Genomic DNA, 524 nt, shown 5'->3' on the forward strand with positions numbered 1-524 from the left:
AGAAGCGGCGGCCCGCTTCGTGCGGGTCATGCGCGGTCTGGGGCGCGGGCCGGGCTCGCTGTACGCGGAACAGGTGGAGGCCGTGCTGCGCGAAGACGGCGCGGGCGTGGCGGGCGCGGAGGATCTGGTACTGGAAGGCGAGGCCCATGTGCGCCGCCTGCTGATGCGGGCCCTGGGACCGGACGACATGCGCACGGTGCGGGCTTGTCTGGAGGCCGAGACGCTTCGTGCTCCGGTTGTGCCTCGGGCATCGTCACGCGCGCCGGGAGCACGCTCGGAAGAGGTGCTCCATGAGGGCGGCGGGGAAGGTGCGGCTGCCGCACGCGGGGAGTTTGCGGCGGGAGATTTCGGTGATGGGGATGGGAGGAGCGAGGCCGAACCGTTCGCCCCGTTGCTGGGGGTTCCCGCCGTGCCCCTGGCCCGCCTGTTGACGGCGGAGGGGCTGGCCGTGACCGTGGCCGTGTTGCGTTACCTGGCCGCGCGTGATGCGCGTAGGGCGGCGGCGGTGCTGGGCGCGCTGCCCA

The 524-nt window shown here is 73.5% G+C and carries 1 protein-coding gene; it reads left to right on the forward strand.

What is annotated here, in order from left to right; genetic code table 11:
• Nucleotides 1-524 (forward strand): magnesium and cobalt transport protein CorA (locus FVW20_RS18625; RefSeq protein ID WP_504739171.1); only part of this gene is annotated, 524 nt, incomplete at both ends.

It is taken from the genome of Nitratidesulfovibrio oxamicus (genome assembly GCF_015731765.1).
GTDB lineage: Bacteria > Desulfobacterota > Desulfovibrionia > Desulfovibrionales > Desulfovibrionaceae > Cupidesulfovibrio > Cupidesulfovibrio oxamicus.